Annotated in this window: 3 protein-coding genes; 2 read left to right on the forward strand and 1 reads right to left on the reverse strand. The window is 46.5% G+C overall.

What is annotated here, in order from left to right:
* Nucleotides 1-190 precede the first annotated feature (190 nt).
* Nucleotides 191-895, reverse strand: a complete 705-nt coding sequence (locus QEH59_RS18445; RefSeq protein ID WP_308986857.1) for a site-specific integrase — start codon at nucleotides 893-895, stop codon at nucleotides 191-193.
* Between the two features lie 527 nt (nucleotides 896-1,422).
* Here QEH59_RS18445 and QEH59_RS18450 point away from each other — a divergent pair.
* Both QEH59_RS18450 and QEH59_RS18455 read left to right on the forward strand, forming a co-directional pair.
* The gene (locus QEH59_RS18450; protein WP_308986858.1) at nucleotides 1,423-1,629 is read left to right on the forward strand and encodes an addiction module protein; all 207 of its coding nucleotides are present in this window, start codon (nucleotides 1,423-1,425) and stop codon (nucleotides 1,627-1,629) included.
* Nucleotides 1,626-1,955 (forward strand): hypothetical protein, encoded by a 330-nt coding sequence (locus tag QEH59_RS18455; RefSeq protein ID WP_308986859.1) that lies wholly within the window; start codon nucleotides 1,626-1,628, stop codon nucleotides 1,953-1,955. Before QEH59_RS18450 ends, QEH59_RS18455 begins: the two co-directional genes overlap by 4 nt.
* The last annotated feature ends 74 nt before the right edge of the window (nucleotides 1,956-2,029 follow it).

The following is a 2,029-nucleotide window of genomic DNA, read 5'->3' on the forward strand; positions in this document are numbered from 1 at the left end:
GATGAGCAAGGTGCTCGGCAACTGAAGGCCGAAGGAGCGTATAAGCATACGTGACTGCTGGCCTGACAGGCAGCCATGTGCCTTGGTCGCCTAAGCGTATTTGAAACACCAGTTGGGTGAATCGATTTTAAATGCAAAGCATTAGAAATCTGACTTTTTTACAACAACTTACAAATTTAAGCACTTCGTTTCAAAAACGCGTTTGCAACGTTTGGGGCAGGGCCAAACGTTGCGTGCCCCCACTCACACGCTCTTTGACTGCTAAATGGTCCAAGTATAATTTGATTTCATTCTCCCCAAGAGACTCCAAAGCGTCCGTCTTCCAGTAAGTCGCAAAACGCCGCAACCAATGCAAATACGCCTTCTCCGTCGAGTAACTGAAATCGCGTATGCGTATCCCCCGCACACATTGCAAGCGCCATTCGGGCTCCGAAGCTTTCAAACGCGCCGCCTGCATTGCAGGACCACGCGGGCCACGCCGTATTTTTGACGTCTGAAGATTGAGATCACCCAGCCCCTGTTGGGCACTTTTTGCCCCGGAGGCCTCGCTCTGACCGTGCCCCGAAACTACCCCCGCCCCCAGAGCAGCACTCGCAGGCGTCGTTTTCGCAGGCATCGCCCCCTTCGCCCGAGCTCCTGCTCGAGCCTTTCCCTGACGAAAGAACCAGCGAATCGCTTCCTTCCAACGCTCAATTGTCCACTCACTAGCCTGCTTCTGCTCACGTGCAAAATCAATAAACCCCCAGGCTCGCTCAAAATCCGCCCCTGCTTTCATAGATTTGCAATAACTCAAGAACCAACGAATTGTAATTTCGAAAGAAGCACGCTCTTGCTCGCTAAGATCCACATCTGATCTCAAGCAAGAGCGCCAATTGGGAAAATTGACAGCGCTCATAGTCAAGTGAACGTACGATCACCTCCAACACCCAGTCAAGGAAGAAATGCTCAATTGTTCACCCCTATTGAGTGTGACAAAGTAAGCACTGTGTCAGAATACATCAGACCTCATTACAGCGCACCGCGCTATCCGCCTCTTGATACAGCGGGTTTCAGAAGCAAGCAGTCTTGAATATCAGGGTTTCAGCACTATAAAGAATTATTTAAGAAATGCATGCTCGAAATGAGGCTAAAACCCCACGCATCTAGAAGTAAAGGGCTTATGCGGTATAAGCGTTAGTTATAATTATGAAAATGCTCCCCAAACTTCCTATATCAAGCTGATCCAGGGGCAATGGCGCCATCAAGCAATAACTCATCTAATAAATCGCAAACGATACTTAAAACATCTTGCATCAAGTGCTTAAGTAAGCATTCATCTTAGTGTCTACCCCAAAGCTAAATGATTAGCCACGAGGTATTATAATACTGATGGGCAGAAAATAGGATCTTGAGACTTTACCCAAATTACGCACATTCTCTCACATGAGTATCCAAGAAATAGAAAGAATGAACACTGATGAGCGCTTGCAGACCATGGAAGCACTCTGGGATGCGCTCTGCCATGAGAAGAATCAGCCTGAATCTCCGGCATGGCACTCAGAAATTTTGGCTAGCAGGAAACAAAAAATAGCGTCAGGTAGTGCGAAATTTTTCTCTTTAGATGAAGCATCTGCTAAACTTCAAAAATGAAAGTCAGAGAAGTCTTCATCCTAGAAGAAGCCCTCGAAGACCTTCAAATAGGTCGTGATTTTTACGAAGATCAGGAAGAAGGAATCGGCGACTATTTCTCCAGTTCTCTGCTTTCTGACATCAAATCTTTGAGACTATATGCAGGAGTCCATCCTAAAGTATATCGATTCTACAGAGCGCTAGCTAAGCGATTCCCATTTGCCATCTATTACGACTTGAGTGAAGATATTGCCCAAATTATTGCCGTATTAGATATGAGGCAGAACCCTAAGAGCATCAAAGAACGCTTACAGGAACAAAGGCCCATCTCTGAAGTTACCAATTAGCGAAGCCTAATAGGTAACTATAGGTTGGACAAACCCGCGTAGGATTAAAGGGGGCGTTCGACGACTCTAGTGCT

Source organism: Thalassobacterium sedimentorum, from assembly GCF_031127905.1.
Lineage (GTDB): Bacteria > Verrucomicrobiota > Verrucomicrobiia > Opitutales > Coraliomargaritaceae > Thalassobacterium > Thalassobacterium sedimentorum.